Source organism: Elusimicrobia bacterium HGW-Elusimicrobia-1 (assembly GCA_002841695.1).
Taxonomy (GTDB): Bacteria; Elusimicrobiota; Endomicrobiia; order PHAN01; family PHAN01; genus PHAN01.
The window spans coordinates 132,185-149,662 of record PHAN01000002.1 but is presented as its reverse complement, the minus strand read 5'-3'; the positions used below and the strand labels follow the sequence as shown (position 1 = coordinate 149,662).

Annotated in this window: 10 protein-coding genes; all 10 read right to left on the bottom strand. The window is 54.4% G+C overall.

The annotated features are described in order from the left end of the window. Positions 1-154: 154 nt before the first annotated feature. Positions 155-520, bottom strand: coding sequence for a hypothetical protein (locus tag CVU77_01505; GenBank protein ID PKN02124.1), 366 nt, complete (start codon positions 518-520; stop codon positions 155-157). A 262-nt stretch (positions 521-782) separates the two neighbouring features. Further along, positions 783-2,588 carry a hypothetical protein gene (locus tag CVU77_01500; protein ID PKN02123.1) on the bottom strand — a complete coding sequence of 602 codons (1,806 nt, stop codon included), beginning with the start codon at positions 2,586-2,588 and terminating at the stop codon, positions 783-785. 149 nt (positions 2,589-2,737) lie between these two features. Beyond that, positions 2,738-5,701 carry a hypothetical protein gene (locus CVU77_01495; GenBank protein ID PKN02122.1) on the bottom strand — a complete coding sequence of 988 codons (2,964 nt, stop codon included), beginning with the start codon at positions 5,699-5,701 and terminating at the stop codon, positions 2,738-2,740. A gap of 200 nt (positions 5,702-5,901) precedes the next feature. Beyond that, positions 5,902-6,678 carry a hypothetical protein gene (locus CVU77_01490; protein PKN02121.1) on the bottom strand — a complete coding sequence of 259 codons (777 nt, stop codon included), beginning with the start codon at positions 6,676-6,678 and terminating at the stop codon, positions 5,902-5,904. A 139-nt stretch (positions 6,679-6,817) separates the two neighbouring features. Next, positions 6,818-7,717 carry a hypothetical protein gene (locus CVU77_01485; protein PKN02120.1) on the bottom strand — a complete coding sequence of 300 codons (900 nt, stop codon included), beginning with the start codon at positions 7,715-7,717 and terminating at the stop codon, positions 6,818-6,820. Then, on the bottom strand, positions 7,714-8,385 hold the full coding sequence (locus CVU77_01480) for a hypothetical protein (protein PKN02119.1): 672 nt from the start codon (positions 8,383-8,385) through the stop codon (positions 7,714-7,716). Before CVU77_01480 ends, CVU77_01485 begins: the two co-directional genes overlap by 4 nt. 122 nt (positions 8,386-8,507) lie before the next feature. Then, positions 8,508-9,305 (bottom strand): hypothetical protein, encoded by a 798-nt coding sequence (locus tag CVU77_01475; GenBank protein PKN02118.1) that lies wholly within the window; start codon positions 9,303-9,305, stop codon positions 8,508-8,510. Positions 9,306-9,530: 225 nt separating this feature from the next. Beyond that, positions 9,531-9,908, bottom strand: coding sequence for a four helix bundle protein (locus tag CVU77_01470; protein PKN02117.1), 378 nt, complete (start codon positions 9,906-9,908; stop codon positions 9,531-9,533). Between the two features lie 65 nt (positions 9,909-9,973). Then, complete coding sequence (locus tag CVU77_01465; protein ID PKN02116.1) at positions 9,974-10,801, bottom strand: hypothetical protein; 828 nt, start codon at positions 10,799-10,801, stop codon at positions 9,974-9,976. Between the two features lie 252 nt (positions 10,802-11,053). Beyond that, the gene (locus CVU77_01460; GenBank protein ID PKN02115.1) at positions 11,054-17,149 is read right to left on the bottom strand and encodes a hypothetical protein; all 6,096 of its coding nucleotides are present in this window, start codon (positions 17,147-17,149) and stop codon (positions 11,054-11,056) included. Positions 17,150-17,478: the final 329 nt, after the last annotated feature.

Here is a 17,478-nt window from a genome sequence, read left to right as displayed (position 1 = left end):
CTTGACTCTCGCTTCTTGACTCTATTTAATTGCTCTGGATTTCCGCGTTCCCACAGCCCCGCATTTGCGGAGCATCGCCTACGGCGCGGCGCGGGAATGACATTTTGCTTTTTCTTTTACTAACCACTAACCACTCGCCACTAATCACTTTATTTTATCTTGCCACCACCAATGTCCCCGAAAAAACTTTTCCGTCGGCTTCAAGCTGATAAATATAAACGCCGGGCGACACCATTGACCCCGCGGCGCAGGCGTTCCAGACGAGACGTTCCGTTCCGGCCGCGCCGTAATCAATTTCCTCTATCTTTCTGCCGTCGAGAGTGAATATTCTTAAAGTGAGCTTTTCGTCCGGCTCGACGAAAGAAAATATTACGCGGTCGTTGAAACCCGACGAGCCGCCGGGCGTAAGCACGCGCGGCTTTACATCGACGAGACGGAACTCGGCCGGCGCCGGCGCGGCAAGACAAGCGCAGGCGACAAGCGCGGCCATTACGGCTGAGAATGTTTTATTTATTTTCATAATTGTGCCTCATATCATAAAATTACCTTTATTCGCCTGACAAAAATCCGGAATATAGCCGCCAACATTAAATCCCCCTCTTTCCCCCTTTTTCAAAGGGGGATGAACTTCACCCGACAATCTCTTTCAACCCCCCTTTTAAAAGGGGGATACAGGGGGATTTCTAATTTGCTTTTCCGGCGGGACAGCGGGTGTTCTTTCCTCCCCCCACCCGCCTATGGCGGGATAAACTCCGATGTAGACCCCGTGTCCCGCCGATATATTATTTTACCGTCTTAAGCTCCTCTTTGGCGACAGTTACATCGACGCCGAGCACCTGGTACTTGGTTATCATGCGATTGAGTATGTCCTTGCGCTCCTCGACGGATATACCCTGCCGTACGAGACGTTTGTAGTAAGTAAGCGCGTCGTTATAGAACTTGGTCTGCGCGGCGAATTCATTCCTGAGTATCATCTGTTCGTCGACGGCTTCGGTTATCTTTATCTTGCCCTGATAACGCGCGACTATGACGTCAACCGCCGCGATGCGCTGCTTAATATCCATTTTGGAAGCGTCGCGCTGATACTGGTTGAATTCTTTGGCATAAGCGGCTCTCAAAGCGTCGATATCGGTGGGCATAGCGGGCGCGGCCGGCGTTACGCCGGGTTTGACGGCCGCGGGCGTCTCCGTAACCGTCGGCTTGGGCGACGCGATTTCTCTTGGCGCCGGTATGGGAGCCGACGGACGCTTGAGCAATTCCTCTATCTGATTTTTGAGCTGTCTTATCTCTTCTCTAGCGCGGGCGAGTTCTATCTCGGACACCCTGTATTTCTGCTCGTACTCTTTGCGGGCGGTAATTTCCTGCGCCAGGCGCACCTGCGTTTCCGAGTCGGATTCGGGGTGGCGCATAACGGGCCCGAATTTGAAATTCACCGAGACCCTGTGACTGCCTGAAGTGTTCTTTATGCCCGACAACGGCCATGCGAGGCCGTAATCGAAGCTGAGGGCGTCGGCTTTGAATCCGAAACCGCCGGCGATATTGGCCCATCCGTCGGTGCCCATTCCCAGCCCGGCCCTCAGGGCGCCACCGAAGTCGAAACTTTTTTCGACGCCGACCATTCCGCGCACTACCGAAGAGTCCGAAGCGCCCGCGACATCGGCCGAAAGCGCGTAGGCCTTGCCGGTGTGAGCAAGGCCGAAACGGTAACGACGCGGCAGCGCGACATTGGGGTCGTTGACGAGCGATATATTTGCGCCCGCCAGATTCTGCGCGACGGCGGCCACGGCGTAATTTTTGGCGAAAGCGTATCTTATTCCGGCGTCGAAGTCGGCGGCGGATTTGATATAGCCATAGTTGAAAAGCGGGTCCGCCGCGCCGGTCGTGTTGCCCTCGTTGTCGAAGGCGTTTTTGGTGTAGTCGTTTTCGCCGTAGGTAATAGAGAGCATTTTGGCGCCGAATCCGAAGGAAAGTTTGTTCTTTACAATGTCACGCGCCCAGGACAAGATTATAGTATTTTCCTGATAAAGTTCCGCAAGGTCGAATCTTATCCATCCCGCGCCGATTGTGCCGTAATCGGCCGAGCCGAATTTAAGCGGCTGCGCCACGCCGAAAAAAGCGTTGGAGAGTTCCGAACCGTCCGTAAGCCCCGTATGAAGTTTGGAATATTGCGCGCCGAACTCGGCCCTTGCCATACCCGCAAGCGCCGCGGGATTGTAGTAGATGGAATACGCGTCGCCTTCGACCGCTGTATACGCGCCGGAAAAAGCCGCGGGACGTCCGCCGACGGAAATATCCTCGAATGCGGCGTAAAGAGGGTGAATAGTGGATAGTGAATAGTGAATAGTAAAAACGATAAACAAGAGAATAAACAATGACGACGGCGGCGGAAATTTTTTGATGATTTTAATAAGTGTATTCATAAAATGCTCCTTTGAAGACGGCATCGCCTCGTCGGCGGACAAAACAGAGAATCTCCCTCCCGCCTGTGGCGGGATAAACTCCGAGATTGACTTGGGTTTGCCCGCCGATGAAGCGACGCGCCGATAAATATATTTGTTATTGTCCATAAAATTCTTGTTATCTGTCATCCTGAGCGAAGCGAAGGATCTTGTTAGAGTATGGCGAGGATTCTTCGCCGGAAGATGACGAGGATTCTTCGCTTCGCTCAGAATGACGGTTTATCTTGCTTCTTGTTTTTTCTTTTACTATCCACTAATCACTATTCACTTCTTTATCTTTACCTGGCCACCACTATGGTGCCGTTGATAATTTTTTCTTCAAGTTCCAACTGATAAACATAGACGCCGGGCGCGACGATGCGATTGTTGTCGTCGAGACCGTCCCAGAATATATGCTCGCCGGGCGTGTCCGACGCGGCCGTTGTCTCGCCTATGTCTCTTACAAGAACGGAATTGATGTCGTAAATTTTAAGCGTAATCGAGCGTCCCTGCGGATTGGCAAAGCGGAACATCGCCCTGTCGTTGATACCGTCGTTATTGGGCGTGATGATTCGCGGGACGGCATCGTAGAAAGCGAACTCGCCCGTAGAGGCGGCGCGGCGGAGTTGATATTTGCCCGCGAACCGCACGGACGAGATAACATAGCCGTCGGGCGCGGCAGCCGAGAGATTTATCCTCTGCCACTCGACCCCGTTGTAATAGAACACTCCGAGCTGCGACTGTATCTCCGGGCGCGACGGCGCTTTGCGCGAGGGCGCGGCGACGGCGACGGAATCTCTGTCCGTATCATAGCTGAACGCCAGTTTCGCTCCGGGCGCGCCCAGAGAGAACCCGGGGACGTCTTGGAGCCGCATAGCGTCGGACGTCTCGGATATGGCCGACGAGCGGAACTCCACGGACTTATAGATTATGCCTTTCTCGTCGGCGGGAACGCGCGAAAGCGAAAGCAGATGCGAATCCTTGGCCGGATTCGACGGCGTGCGCAAGGACGAAACGATGTCCGCCGGCACTTTCACGTAGCTTGAATCGCCCGCGGCGACGTATATGTTGCCGTCGAGGTCGAAGGCGTATGAGTCGGCGCAGTTGCGTCCCGCGTCGACGGCCCGTATCTTGTAATATCCGGTCGCCGCCGCGGCGATGTCGCAGAAAGTCAGCGACGGATTCATTCTGTCTCCGACGATCCAGGGGCCTTTCATCGACGTAGATTTGAGGATTTCGTAGAAGTAAATCTGGTCAGTGCGCGGCGTCGCATAGTTGGGTATGGCCGCCAGGTTAGCGTCGTATTTCACGGGGCTCCACGTAACCCTGCGCGATGACGAAATCCTGACGTCGCGCGGCACGTGCGGCGAGACGGTATCCGTCCACGGAATATCAGTGTAGACCGCGACCTTAGCCGGCCGCGACGCCGCGCCGCGCTCGGCGACGGCAAACAGCGATATGTAATTGGTGGTAAGCGATACAAGCCGCTTAAATTCCGCGGAGCCGGTCGCGTCGGGCAGTCCGGTCCATTCCGTAAGCGCGTCGCCGTCGGAAACGGACAGCGGGAAGCCGTCGAGCGATATTCTGGCGACTATACGCGCAAAATGCGATTCCGGCGGAGCTCGCCACGTGAGCGCGACTTTGCAGCCGTCGGCGTATTCGCGCGAAGCGGTATAGAGATGGGTTACAATAGTCGGAGCCGACGGCGGCACGTGATCTTCGCAGATATAGACCGAGTGAGTCGAGCGCTCTACGGCCGTCTGCTCGTTTGAGATTGCGTCTACACTCGCAAACGAGTAATAGTATGTCGTGTAGGGCGCCGCGCCTGAATGAATAAACGCCGTCTCGGAGGCGGAGGCCGTCGAGAGATACACGTGGTCGGCGGGGTCGGCCGAGGTCGTGCTGACATAGACCCTGACTCTGTCAAAGTCGATATTCCTGTAAAGCATAGCGGCCGATGCGTCCGGCGCGCTCCACGCCAGGCGTATGGCATAGGCGTCTTCGTCTCCGTCGGTAGAAACATCGACGAAGGACGTTATATTTTTGACGCCGGCGGGCGGATTTATATCGAACGATGTGAACGTTTGCGCATTGCGCGGCGAGGAGTAGAAGTGGTTGGAGTCGTACGCCCAAACGGAGTAATAATAATTATGCCGCGGCAGCAAACGGATATGCGCGTAGTCGGTGGATGTGCCGGACGCAAGAGGTTCTACATCAAAATAATTTCCGGAATCGGGCGATGACGGATACGACGACGTGGAATATCCCACGCGCGCGCCGGCGAAGAACTGCTCGTTTTCGGGATTTTCCCACGAAAGCGTGACGAAACTGGCTATATCGTTGTCGGCGGACGCCGACGCGGTAGCGACGAGATCGTCCACGGGCGAGAGGTCTATGTAAGGCCGCACCGTAGTGACTGGGTATGACGCATAAGACCACTTGTTAGGCCATTCGTTTTTGGTGAAAAGATGGACGTAATAGGTGGTATTGTGCGAGAGTCCCGTAAGGACGTAGTTTTGCAGGTCGCCCGATTGGACGTTGCGTGTGGATACTATGATTCTTTGAGAAGCCGCCCAGTTGTTCGGCTGGTTGGGTCTGTTGACGGGCTCGGGCGGAGGCGCCGTAGAATACTGGATGCAGTACTGTCCGAGTTGTTTTATGTGACCGGGAAGAATTTCGTAAGGCGGATTATTCTCCACAAACAAAGGCGCGAACCATTCAAGCATTGCCGCCGCTCTTATTGCCGCCATAGGTTCTGCCGCAAGCGTTGTGACTATGTAGGGCTGCCACGGCGGAGTGGTGGCGTAAGCGTTGCTTTGCGAGGATACACCGTCGTAAGGTATGTCCCAGACGGAGAATCTGTGGTATCTGTCGACGGACTTGACCGCGAAATAATAATACGTTCCGGATTCAAGGCCGGATACCGATATTATTTCGTTTCCTTGCGACGACACGAGAGATTTTTTGCCCCAGCGAACGTTTAGTTCCGGATCAAAGGCGGTTATACATTGCGGATGATCCCACCAGGCGTCTTTGTCCCCTCCCATATCCGCGACGGAAAAAGTCGCGTACTTGACTATGTAGGAGAAAACGTCCAGACCTCCGGCGTCCGACGGAGCCGTCCAGTTCAACTTTATTTTCCCCTCCGCTTCCGGCGCTGAAAAATCGGGAGCGGCGATGATGGACGTGACTCTGTTCGGCGGTCCCGCGTAAGGCGGTGAGCCGCGAAGCGTAACGGGGGCGGCGTACAGCATCGAGGGCATAGGAGCCCCGTGAGCCGCTATAATCCCTGTCAGCAGCGCTCTTAAGAAGATAGTGGAAAGAGATTTATTCCTTTTCACCGATGCGACTCCCTGTTACAAAGGAGACATCGACGGAAAACGGAAATCCTGTCTCGCTTGGCGCGCAATATGATAAAACGGACTTTGCGCGCGGCGCGGACGATTTGCCGCTCCGCCTTCTTTTAGTAAGCGCTGACCCTCAGCGTTATGGCTGTAAGGGCGTTGGCGTTTTCAAATGCCGTAGGCGTCTGGAGCTTGAGCCACATATGACGCTCGGACTTCGTCGCGCTATAGCTGGCCGGAAGCACCTTGGACGCGTTGGGACTGAATGACGACTCGACATAAGATGCTATCTGGTCATAGAAATGGCTGCCGTTCACCACGTCGAGGCGATAGGCCTTGGCGCCCTGAGCCGTCGTGGAAACAGTATCCAGCGCCACATCAAAGTCGCCTGACGTAAGCGTGTTCGTCGAGAACTTTGCGTGAAGCGTCATTCTGTTAAGCCCCGGCGTGTTTCCTATGACCCACGCGCTGGCTCCGCCGTCCTGCGTAATTTCCGTGATGTCGAGCGTCCAATTGGCTATGGAACCCACTCCGCTGTTTCTTACGCCCACGGGATTAGCCGAGACGTAAACGCCCGCGGCCCCGACTTCGCCGAAATCATAGAAGGTCGCGGAGGTCGGAAGTGACCCGCCGCTGAACAATTCTATGGCGACGGTGGCCGTGCATCTCAGCGTGATATACGCCGATGCGGTCGTGGCCGCTTGCGCCTGAGACGCCGAAATGGCGCCCAGACCAACGGCTGCCGCCGATAACAACAACAACTTTCCGAATCCCGCTATGCGGGATTTCACTTTGTAAAACATACTGCCTCCCTGTCCCCGCGTTTCCGTCGGGGGACTTGATTTTGTTTCCCGCACCGTTTGCGGGACATCTTTGAAACGACTTAAACCGTTCATACTGCCTCCTTTAAAGAGAGTGGATAGTGATTAGTGGATAGTAAAAACAAAAAACTAACCACTGCCCTTTCTATCCACTAACCACTCGCCACTATCCACTACCCATAACCACTCGTCACTATCCACTACCCACTTTTTCTCAGTTGACATAAACCCTCACGAATTTTGCGACTTCAAGCGTCTGCGACTTTATGGTTATTCTGACAATATAAAACGACTTGTCCGACGGCACTTTCCTGAGAAACACTCCGATATTTTCAATCTTGTCCGGCTCAAGAGACGCCGACGTCTTTGAAAAACTTATGTCCTTGGCCGCGCCCTTGGCATATCCCGACGGCGCCGATATCCCGGCGACTTCGGGCGCGACGGATTCTATCGTCACGGACACTTTTTCCCTCGACGAATTGATAATTTTAAGCGGTTCGTCGGCCGTTAATTCGGCGTTGATGCCCCCCGCTTTTACCGATGCCTCAAGCCGCTCCGGCTCAATGATCACCCCCCGCCTTGCGCGTATTCGTTCGCGCCTTAATTCGGACAATTCCTCTTCGGTCGGCGGCTTGCCGGCCACGCTCATAAGTATCTTCCCGTTTACGGCAAGGGCAATCGAGACGCCGGGCGAACCCTTGGGCGGATTTGCCGAAACCTCGACGAGCGCCTGATATTTTTTGCCCAGATGTTTCGGGTCGTTTGGCACGTTTACCGTTACGTCGATATTGGCCGTTTCGTCGCTCATCAGTTCAAACTCTTTTTTTGAAACCGTTATCCACGAAATATCGGGCACGGGTTCGTATCCCGCGCGCATAACTTCCTTGAAAGGCAGTTTCGGCGTCACTTTTATCAGCGCCCTGTCGCCGCCTTTCCACAATATCCACATAGGATAATTGGCGGTGGCCGTAAGATTGTAGGAGCCGCCGATTTTAAGATTGTCCACGTAAACGTCGGAGTAATTGGTGGCAATCGAGGCCGCCGCCAAACCGCGCGGCGCAATAAATGCCGATAAAATCAGCAGAGCAAGCGGGGTGAAAACATTTTTAGTCATAATATTTCTCCGATAAGAAAATATGGGGGCGGTACGCGGCGGTGTTTTTCTCCCTCCCCGCCTTCGCGGGGATAAACTCCGATAATAGACAACCGTGTCCGCCCCCGATAGTTGAAGGGGCGGCTCGTACGCCCCCCGAAAAAGATGCGGACGGGCGATGCGTACTGCCTCCCCGTAGAGGTTCGACGTTCGTGTCCGTCCGCAAAAAAAAGTAAGCCGGCGGGACCGGTAGTGATGCACTCCCCGTAGAGGCAAACTTCCGGTCCGCCGGCAAAATGGTTTTTTGAAATCCCCCTCAGTCCCCCTTTTCCAAAGGGGGAGGTGCGATATTCCCCCTTTTTAAAGGGGGATACAGGGGGATTTTCCCGACGCGTTTCTGCAAAATAGTAAGCGGAGCGGCAGGCGTTTCTCCCCGTAGAGATAGACCTCCGCTCCGCAAAAAAGAAGGCCGGCGAATGGGTGATGTTTTTTCTCCCCGTAGAGAATAGACAACCGCATCCGCCGGCAAAATCGTTTATTCGGCTATAAAAAACAAAAGCCGTCGGGCGCATAGCCGCGACGGCAAAATAATCTTTAAACAGATGGGGCGCCGACTTCATCGGCGCCACCGATAATTCCGGGGTCGCAAACGTCTCGGGAAAATGACACCCGAAAACATTCGCGTCCATGATGGCGGACACGGAAGTCTACCTCTACGGGGAGTAATTTTGTTAACCTATGGAGTCCCGCCGGACTACGGCGGGATACCAAAGACCAACTTACGCTGACCTTAAACTGCTGTGACTAATCTTTATAGACCTAAACCGGCCTTGACCAATACCTCGAACTTACGATACATACTGTCCGTAACGGCCGAGGGCGTCAGAACCCTGAAGTACAGGTTCCTTGTGTCTGTCGGCGCGACCATATTCAGGTTGTTACCGCTGGCTACAGCGCCGAAATATTCGTCGGCAGCGGGGCCTAAATCTGCCGAACCTGTCTTATAGACCGTGCCCGTGGAGAAGAGCACGTCCAGGTCGTTGTAATCGCCCAAGACGGCGGGATTACTCTTGAAAACAGCGGCGATTACAATCTTGTTTGGGCCATTGGCCGTAAGATTGTTGCCGTACGTCCAGTCCGGATATGCGGTCGTCGTGTTGGCGAAATCGGCTATATCAGGCGTAGCCGAATAGGTCTGCGTCGATACCAAATGGAGCGTCCAGTTGGTTATGGCACCAGAACTTGTGTTCCTCACGGCCACACCCGTCGACACATATATCTGATTGACACCGCCGTTGTACGGTCCGGTACCCGGCGCGTCGTTGATGTATGGCACCCAGGCGTTGTCTGTGCCTGTGGGGGCGACATCAACCGACACGTTAACCGTGCAACGCACTACGACGTAGGCGTTGTCCCAGTCGGCTGCCTTTACCGTCGAGGCAAAAAGCCCCACGACGGAGGCGGCCAGAAGCATAAAAAATAGCTTCTTCATAAATCCTCCCTCTTCCTTTTGATTTTTGCCCGCGCCTGTCACGGATGACGGTGCGCACTCCGTCACCACCGACGCCGCGAGCTCTTTTTCTCTATTGCTTTTTAAAGATTGAATCATACGACCTTTTTTCACCTCCTGCCCTTCTTCGGCGGGCCAACCCACGTCTCATTTTATTCAAGATGTTAAATTAAGAAGTATGCTTCCTGTTTGATATACAGTATATAGCAAAATAATTATATAAAGTCAAGGGTTTTTTAGGGGCAGTGGTTAGTGGTTAGTGAATAGTGGATAGTAAAAACAAAAAACTAACCACTGCCCTTTCTATCCACTAACCACTCGCCACTATCCACTGTCTATAGCGGTTAGTTTTTTGAGTAGGCCGTGTGTCATCTTTTGAAGTTCGGCAGTTTGTCTTTCTATCCACTCACCACTATCCACTGCTTTTAGATAACCCAGTTCCTTGGCTATTATTGCCTGTGTATCAAGTTCCGCCAGGGAGCCCAACGCCTGATACAGAAACTGCACAAATTCTTTCGTATGGTTTCTGGCCTGCCCTTCCGCTATATTTGAAGGTATCGATACGGCTGCCCTTCTCATCTGATTTGTCAATCCGAATAATTCTTTTTGCGGGAAACTACTGGTCGCTTTGTACACAATTTTTACAAGTTCCATACTTTTTCGCCAGATTATTAAATCTTTATAACTCCTAACTCCTATCATACTATTCCCCCCCTTTTTCATTTTTACTATCCACTAACCACTTTTTTTTATTTCACTAACCACTGCTACTTCATATCCACAAAGAATCTGACCAGATGATTGACTTCTCTTATGGGCGATTTGACGGTTACGGCAATGGCGAAATAGTAGCTTTTCCCCTCGTGTTCCGGGCCGGAAGGAATGTTTATGGTAACCGGCGCCTCGGCTATGCGGTTTTTCTGAATCTTGATTTTTCTTTTTGCGGGCACAAGCCATTTGTGATCGGGGGCGGTTTCATAACCCGACGGGGCGAACATCCCGAACTTGGCGGGGTCGGCGGACTCTATGACGGCCTCTACGTCGAAATCCGACGAGTTCACTATTTTTATAACATCGCCGAAAGTTTTTTTGACGTCTATCTTTTTTCCCGCCTCGATTTCGTTTACGAAAATTCTTTCCGGAGACACAACCACACCGACCGACTGTCCGTGCCGAAGGCGCCGTAACTGCCGGATTTCGTCCGGCGTGGGAGGAAGCGCGGCTATGTCGAGGCGCAACTGGCACCTGAGCGCCGTGCCGAAAACAATGCCCGCTCCGCTGGCGCGCGGCGCGCCCGACTGTGGCTGTATTATGACGATATATTTTTTGTCAAGATGCGCGGTGTCGTCGGGGATTTTTATGAGGATGTCGGTTTCGGCGGTCTGGCCCGGATCGAGAGAGAAATGCGAGCGTTCGATTTCTATCCAGTCGTTGGACGGGATGGGTTCGTATCCGTCGGATGTCGCGGTGGACAGCGCGATCACGCTTATGGACAGGTCGGCCATTGAGCGTCCTTTGTAGGTGGCTTTGAATGGGTAGCCCAGCAGTTGTCTGAGTGAATACGTCTGGCCGATTTTAAGGTTACCCAGATACATCGAGGCGTTGGGAGACGAGAGACCGGCGGCGTAAAGACAGTGGTTAGTGGTTAGTGGGTAGTGGATAGTAAAAACGATAAACAAGAGAATAAACAATGACCCTGTCGATGAGAATTTTTTCATTTTTTCCTCCAATCAAAAGTAAGTGGCTAGTGTATAGTGGCGAGTGGTTAGTGAATAGTGGATAGTAAAAACAAAAAACTAACCACTGCCCTTTCTATCCACTAACCACTCGCCACTAACCACTGCCCTTTACGGGTACGTCTCCTCGCTTGTAATTACCACCGGTATGGTCTGATATTCGGTGGTCGATGTGGAAAGCGGCGTGGAGAGACGGAACCATAAAGTCGTGTCGGACAAAAGCGGAGCCGCCAAAAACGGCTCTATGTAGCGGCCTTCGTGAGTGCCGTCGGAAAAGTTGACACCGGTGGCGTAAATATCTTCAAGCGTGAGCACGTCGTCTCCCGCGGCCGCGCCGAAATCTCCGTCGAGCGGCTGGGCGTTTTTGAACATTGTTTTTAACACGAATCTGTTGGCGCCGATAGTCGTGGATGTATCCCAGATAGTGTTGGCCGGAGGCACTGTGCCGGTGGCGATGCGCAACAAATAGGACGCATTTACGTTGCCGTCGTTGCGGACGATTATTCCGTTCAGCGACACGGTCGATATTTGAGTGGGCACGGCTCCGAAATTGTAAGTGGACGAATCAAGAACGTAGACGGAAAGATTTACCACCTGCGCCCACGATGTGGCCCCGTTTGAAATGTTCGACCAGTTGTCTTCGAAGCGGTCGCGGGTCCAAAGCCGGAAATAATAAGTCGTGCCGGGCGAAAGCGCGGTTATGTTGAGCGCCTCATCCTGACCGGGCGAGGTATCCGTCGACCATATCATCTCATACTTATAAGTGCGGTCGGTCCAGTCGCCGCCGTTCCAGAACGAATCGCCTCCGTCGACATAAGTGGAATATTTCAGACGGTACGCGCCGCCTGTTATGTCGCCGGTCATTACGTTGTCGCCGGGAGCCGTCCAGGCCAGATCGATGGAACGTCCGCGCAAAGCGGGAAGCGCGGTGAGGTTCGTTACGGCCGCGGGCGCTATAAGAGACGCCCACGACGTCGCGACGTTGGAGGCAAGAGATGTGACGTTAAAATCAGAATGCCAGTACCAGACGGTGAAATAATAAGTGTTGCCTTCGTCCAAGGACATCTTGGTGTAGAACTGATGTTCCCCCACAAGAACCGGTCCGGTGGAGATTACCGTCTGAGCATTGTCCACATTCCAGTTAAACGGCGCGTCCAGATGCGTGGAATGCTGTATGTAGTAGCGGCTGCCTATGGGCAAATCCACGTGACCGCAAATTCCGGGGTACGTCCAGTCAAGGTCTACCGCGCCTTCGGCGTCCTGTGAAGTCGCGGCGGCCAAATCCGTAATTGTTTTTGGTCCGCCGGTCACCACCGTGGAGTGACGCACGCGGAATATGGCATCGCGGGAGGTACGCGGGTCAAACGTCGTTCCGTAGTTGACGACAAGGGTACTGTCAGCCCCGCGATAGGTAATGGCGTCCCTGTAAGTTTCGGTGGCTCCATGATTGAGGGTGGCGAACTCGTAGTAGCCCGACGTTGAGCCGGTGGATTTAAGAATTATCCAGTATGTGCTTCCTTTCAAAAGCGGCGCCGGGCATTCCACCATCTGCTCCGAAATGTGCCAGTTGAATTCGGTGGCGACGGCCTCAGGAGAGGCCAGAAGTCCCGATGACAAAACATTGGACGAGTCATTCGGGCCCAGAAGAAACCAGTAAAGGCCGTCTTCCGGCTGTACCGCGGAACGTTTTACCCAGAAGTGGAATGCCTTGGCCGATACCGACGACTTTTCCATGGTGAATATCTGGCCTATGCATGTCGAACCCTTCACCTGATAGTACGCGCCCGACGAGATTACGCCGAAGGGATTGCCTTCCTGGTAATAAGGCGGAGCGGCGTAGTGGAAGTAGTAGATGGGCGTGAAGTTCCTGACCATCCAGAAATCAGGGTTGTCGTCAAAGCCGTAATCCAGAACATTTGCCGCGAAGTCGGGCTCGGCGTCTGTGGGGCGGTTGAACGAAAGCGGCGCGGATTTTCTTATTCTATAGTTGGTTGCCGCGGTGTAAGTGGAGTATATCACCATATGATATGTGGTTCCTTTTGTGAGAGACCACGCGCCGGTGGCGTAATGCCAGCCGTCGTTTTTGTATATATTCGCGGTGGATGAAGACAAAAGAATGCCGGGATAGCCATCGCCATCGTCGCCGCGCAACTCGAACACGTAAGAATCATTGCCGGCGGCGGTCGAATTATAGGTGTAGACGCGGTTGTACGGGCGGGTGTCGTTCGCGGTGAATCTTATCGACATTTTCTTTGTGGTTCCGACGATGTCGGTGGTCGTAAGGGTGTCCGTGGAATAATAAAGGTTGCCGTAAGTCGGATGCCCCACGAAGTCGAGGTCGCTGCGGTCGTTGGGGAACGAGGAAAACTCGTAGCGGTCGGGATAGGAAGAGTCTATGCCGCTTGCCGTGGCCGTGGTAAAATGCAGAGCCGCGCTCGACGGCATCACGATGTACTGTCGGCAGACCGGCACGGTGAACGAGTAATTTCCCCCCGCGTCGGTAAACGTACGGCCGTTCCTGAAACCGGACAGTCCCACGCCCACTCCCTGAATGGGCTGTCCTGTTTCGGAGTTAGTGATTTTTCCGGAGAGCGTTTTTGTAGTTGTGACCGATATGGGACCGCCGGAGTTTGATGACGAAGACCAGTTTTTGACCTTGTCGCCCGTCCATATTTTGAAATAGTAACTTACCCCCCAATGCGGCACGCTAATATCGTAAACGCAGGGCGCGCCGGCGGCGACTGGGCCGGCCGTTACTTTTACCTGGGCGTTTGCGCGGCTCCAGCCGACGTCCATATCCGAATACTGTATCCAGAACTGCGACGTCTCCGTGAGGCCGTTTTCGGTGCCGTCGCCGTAGGGTGCCGTCCATTCAAGACGAATTGCGACACAGGAGCCGTCCACCACGGAAGCCGTAAGATCGCCTATCGCCGACGGGGCGGTTATGTCCCGCCGAAAACACCACAAGTCATTGGCCGTCGCACCGCGCCAGATATAAAGATGGTCCAGAGCGCCGTTGTCGGAATGATACGCCAGACGATTGCCGGTATTAGTGCCTACCGGGGAGGGAAGATTGGGAAGGACTACCCAAGAACTCGTCTCGATGTCGTAATGCCAAAGGTCGGTGTTACCTCCGCCTCTTATGGCGTAAATAGAGTTGCCGCCGGTGTAAAGCAGCGAGCCGCCCGCGCCGACGTTCTCCGGAGCGCCGGTCAGGTCGGTCCAGGCGTCTCCCGACGGAGAATATCTTTTGAACGTCTTCAGAGTGCCGCCGCGCAGGCCGTAAACGTATGTTCCGTCCCATGTAAGCCCGCCGCCCAATCCGAAGGCCACGCCGTAATCGGCGGGGTCGCCTCCGTCGGCAACGTTGTTCCACCTGTTGTTGGGTATGTTGTATCGCCAGAACGGCCCGCCGGCTGCGGGACTGGACACGAATATATCGGCGCCGCCGGTCCACACCATCGCCGCGCCGCCCGCGACGGCATCGGGCAAATTGGCCATCGTCTGCCAATAATCCTCCGCTATGTTATAACGGTAAAAATGGTCTTGAGCGCCGCCGCGAATGGCGTAAAGCCACGACTGTCCGGCCTCCGTGCCCGTGGAGACCCAGACCATAGCCGAACCGGTGCCGGCCGCGGCAGGAAGTGTCGCCTTGGAATTCCATAAGTCGTTGGGTATGTCGTATTCATAAAATAAATTTGACGCGCCGCGTATCAAAAACAATCTGCCGCAGGCGGTCGTCTTGGCATAGACGATATTTGTTCCCGAGCCGTATGCGCCTCCGGAAGTCAGCGCCGTGAATGTTTCTCTGTCGCCGTGGGCGTGCCCGACGGGGGACCCGGGAGAGTACTGCGTCGCGCCGACGGAAATATCCGACCAGTTGTTGGCGTTTTCGTCACGCGTCCACATTCTGAAATAATACGTCGCGCCTGACGGCAGGCACGACGCGCCCGCCGTCAGGCCGGTAATTGTCAGCCCGTGGGTGTGCGACGGAGTCGCGTCGGTGGAGAACTCAAGAGAATATTTGTTGACGTAGTCCGTCCAAGTCCCCGAGTCCCAGTCGGAAACCGCGGATGTAGACCATTTGACGCGGTATTTGCCGCCGGTGATATTGCCGACGGAGCCGTCGTCGCCTGGCGCGGTCCATGAAAGGTTTATCCGACTGGAGGAATCGCCCGGCAGCGCGGAGAGATTCGTGATTTTGTCCGGCGGAGAGGTGTCCACGATGAAAGAGCGCGACGCCGACGACACGGAAGCCGCCCCGCCACGGTCGCGCGCTTTGACGCGCCAGTAGTACTGCCCCTGATCCAAAACCCCCTGCGGCACCGTCCACGAAGTCCCCGCGACGTTGACCCGACATTGCACCAGCGTCGGAAAATTCGCCGAGGTGGAAATCTCTATCATATACGAAGTCACTGCGTCGCCAGAATCGGGGTCGCCGTTGTCGCTCCACGAAAAAGCCGGCGTGGATATATCGACACCCGCGCCATCGGCGGGAAGCGAAAGAGACGGCGCGGATGGAGGTTGGTTAATTTTGAGGCCCGAGGCGTCTATCTGCGCCTGCGCCCAGAAATCCGCGTCGGAATCGGATATGTCCTCGTCCCAGGAGTTCATACCCCACTGCGAATCGTTGTAGGTCGAAGCGGCGGAAATACGCGCTATGGACATCGCGTCGAGTGCGTCGGGGGCGTAGTATTTGGTCGAGTCCACGTCGCCTATGAGTCCCAACAGATTCTCGAAAACCGCGGCGGAGAATTTCAGGGTTTTGATTCCGGCGGCGCCTATGTCGGAGCGGCGGACTTTGGCTTCCATCCATCCGCCGTCGCCGGTGGTAAGCCAGCAGGCAGTGTTTCCGGCTCCGGTGAGCGCGGGCGTGTCCCATCCGGAACCGCCGTTTTTGTACATATGTATCCTGAAATCCGTGCCGGCTGTGGAAATGTAGCGGAAAGCCAGTATGGCCGCCGCTTTGAGCGCCCCGACGTATTCGCCGCCGAGGCCCATAGCGGTGCCGCCGTTCGTGTCGGAGTTGGAATCGTCGCCGAGCCAATTTAATCCCGTCGCGCCGCCCGTGTCTATGGCGACCGCAAAATGATAAAAATCCTTATCGGTGATGTTGTCGTATTTCGTATAAAAATAAATGTATTCCTCGTCGGCGGCTACGCGGAAATTCCTGAGGTCGAAATTGCGGTCGTCCTGAGCGGAATCGGTTCTTTGCTCCCACGCCTTGTCGCGCCACGACCATTCGTAATAAGGAACTGTGCCGGAGCCGGATGCAAGCGTGGTCGTTGATTCATTGACCCACGGCGACTCCACGGAGGTCGCCCAGTCGGAGGCGGAACCGTCTATCGAGATTCTGGCGGTGCGTATGGCAACCGCCGAACCGACGTCGCCCTCGACGGCGTCTTTATAGGCGCATACGGCGAACCAGTAAGTGGTATTGGGCAATAGGGCGGACGTAGTGTACGATTCCGCGGCGCTCGGCGTAGCCGTTCCGTCGAGGGGGTGGCTTGCGTCGCCCCTATTGCCGTTCGTTATCGCGGATACGGATGAGCGATAGATTTTGTAGCCGTCCATCCCGCCCTGGGCTGCCCATGTAACGTAAATTTTCGCTCCCATCTCATCTGCCCGCGACAGCGTAGGCGTTATGGGATCCGGCGCGGCGTCCGCCTGAACAATAAACTCGGAAGGCGTATTCGTGGCAATGTATGTTTCGTAACATCTTCTGCTTTGTCCGCCGCTGTAATACAGAAGAGTGGTGTCGTGGCTGTCCGCGTATGCTACGCTGATATAATATTGAACGGTTGTCCCCGCTGTATAAGAATTATTCAGGAGAGCACGCCAGTATTTATTGTTGCCGGATGTTGAATCATAGGCAAAAGAAACGGAACTCCATGATGGTTCCGTTTTTGCCTTATAATAAAGCGTCCCGCCCGACATATCGCCCGGGTTTCCGGTTCCTTGAAAATAATTGCCTACATAAAAAGTTGTGGGCGTGTTTAAATAAATATACGTCAGGGGGTTGCGCATTGATATGCCGCCCAAATCGGAGGTGTTGTCCGGTATGTGCCAGCACTGGCCGAGGAATCCTTCGCGGGGATCCGAACTATTATTTGAAATGTACGAACTTATCAGGGTCACAAAATCGCTTGAGTTGTTGTGTGTATCCATGAAATGCCCCGCGTATGTGTCCTCGCCATCAAGACGCATGGATGCGGAACTTGCGGTTGTTGACCATGCTTTTCTTTGAAAACTATCGGCGGTGCCAGGATTGGCGGGAGCGCTACCTTCAAGGGCGACTGTTTGCCCCCCCCATCCAAAAAGATCGGTCAATGTCCATGTGTCGGTGCCAAATGTTGTCGTATTGGAATACGCTATCACCACCCCGTCATCTGAGGTATCCAGCCCAGCAGCAAAAGTTATATCGGCGGTTTTCGGCGGTGTCCCGGATGCGAGTAACGAAAATCCTCGCGAGGAGATCGTATTTGTAGAAACCACAGTCAGTGTTTTATTTGTTCCCGTTGCTCCGTTATATGTTC

Bases quoted from the DNA above. Each gene is read 5' to 3' on its own strand.
- CVU77_01505 (PKN02124.1), bottom strand. From the start codon at position 520: ATGAAAATAAATAAAACATTCTCAGCCGTAATGGCCGCGCTTGTCGCC.
- CVU77_01500 (PKN02123.1), bottom strand. From the start codon at position 2,588: ATGACAGATAACAAGAATTTTATGGACAATAACAAATATATTTATCGG.
- CVU77_01495 (PKN02122.1), bottom strand. From the start codon at position 5,701: ATGCCCTCGATGCTGTACGCCGCCCCCGTTACGCTTCGCGGCTCACCG.
- CVU77_01490 (PKN02121.1), bottom strand. From the start codon at position 6,678: ATGAACGGTTTAAGTCGTTTCAAAGATGTCCCGCAAACGGTGCGGGAA.
- CVU77_01485 (PKN02120.1), bottom strand. From the start codon at position 7,717: ATGACTAAAAATGTTTTCACCCCGCTTGCTCTGCTGATTTTATCGGCA.
- CVU77_01480 (PKN02119.1), bottom strand. From the start codon at position 8,385: ATGGACGCGAATGTTTTCGGGTGTCATTTTCCCGAGACGTTTGCGACC.
- CVU77_01475 (PKN02118.1), bottom strand. From the start codon at position 9,305: ATGATTCAATCTTTAAAAAGCAATAGAGAAAAAGAGCTCGCGGCGTCG.
- CVU77_01470 (PKN02117.1), bottom strand. From the start codon at position 9,908: ATGATAGGAGTTAGGAGTTATAAAGATTTAATAATCTGGCGAAAAAGT.
- CVU77_01465 (PKN02116.1), bottom strand. From the start codon at position 10,801: ATGTATCTGGGTAACCTTAAAATCGGCCAGACGTATTCACTCAGACAA.
- CVU77_01460 (PKN02115.1), bottom strand. From the start codon at position 17,149: ATGCGTCTTGATGGCGAGGACACATACGCGGGGCATTTCATGGATACA.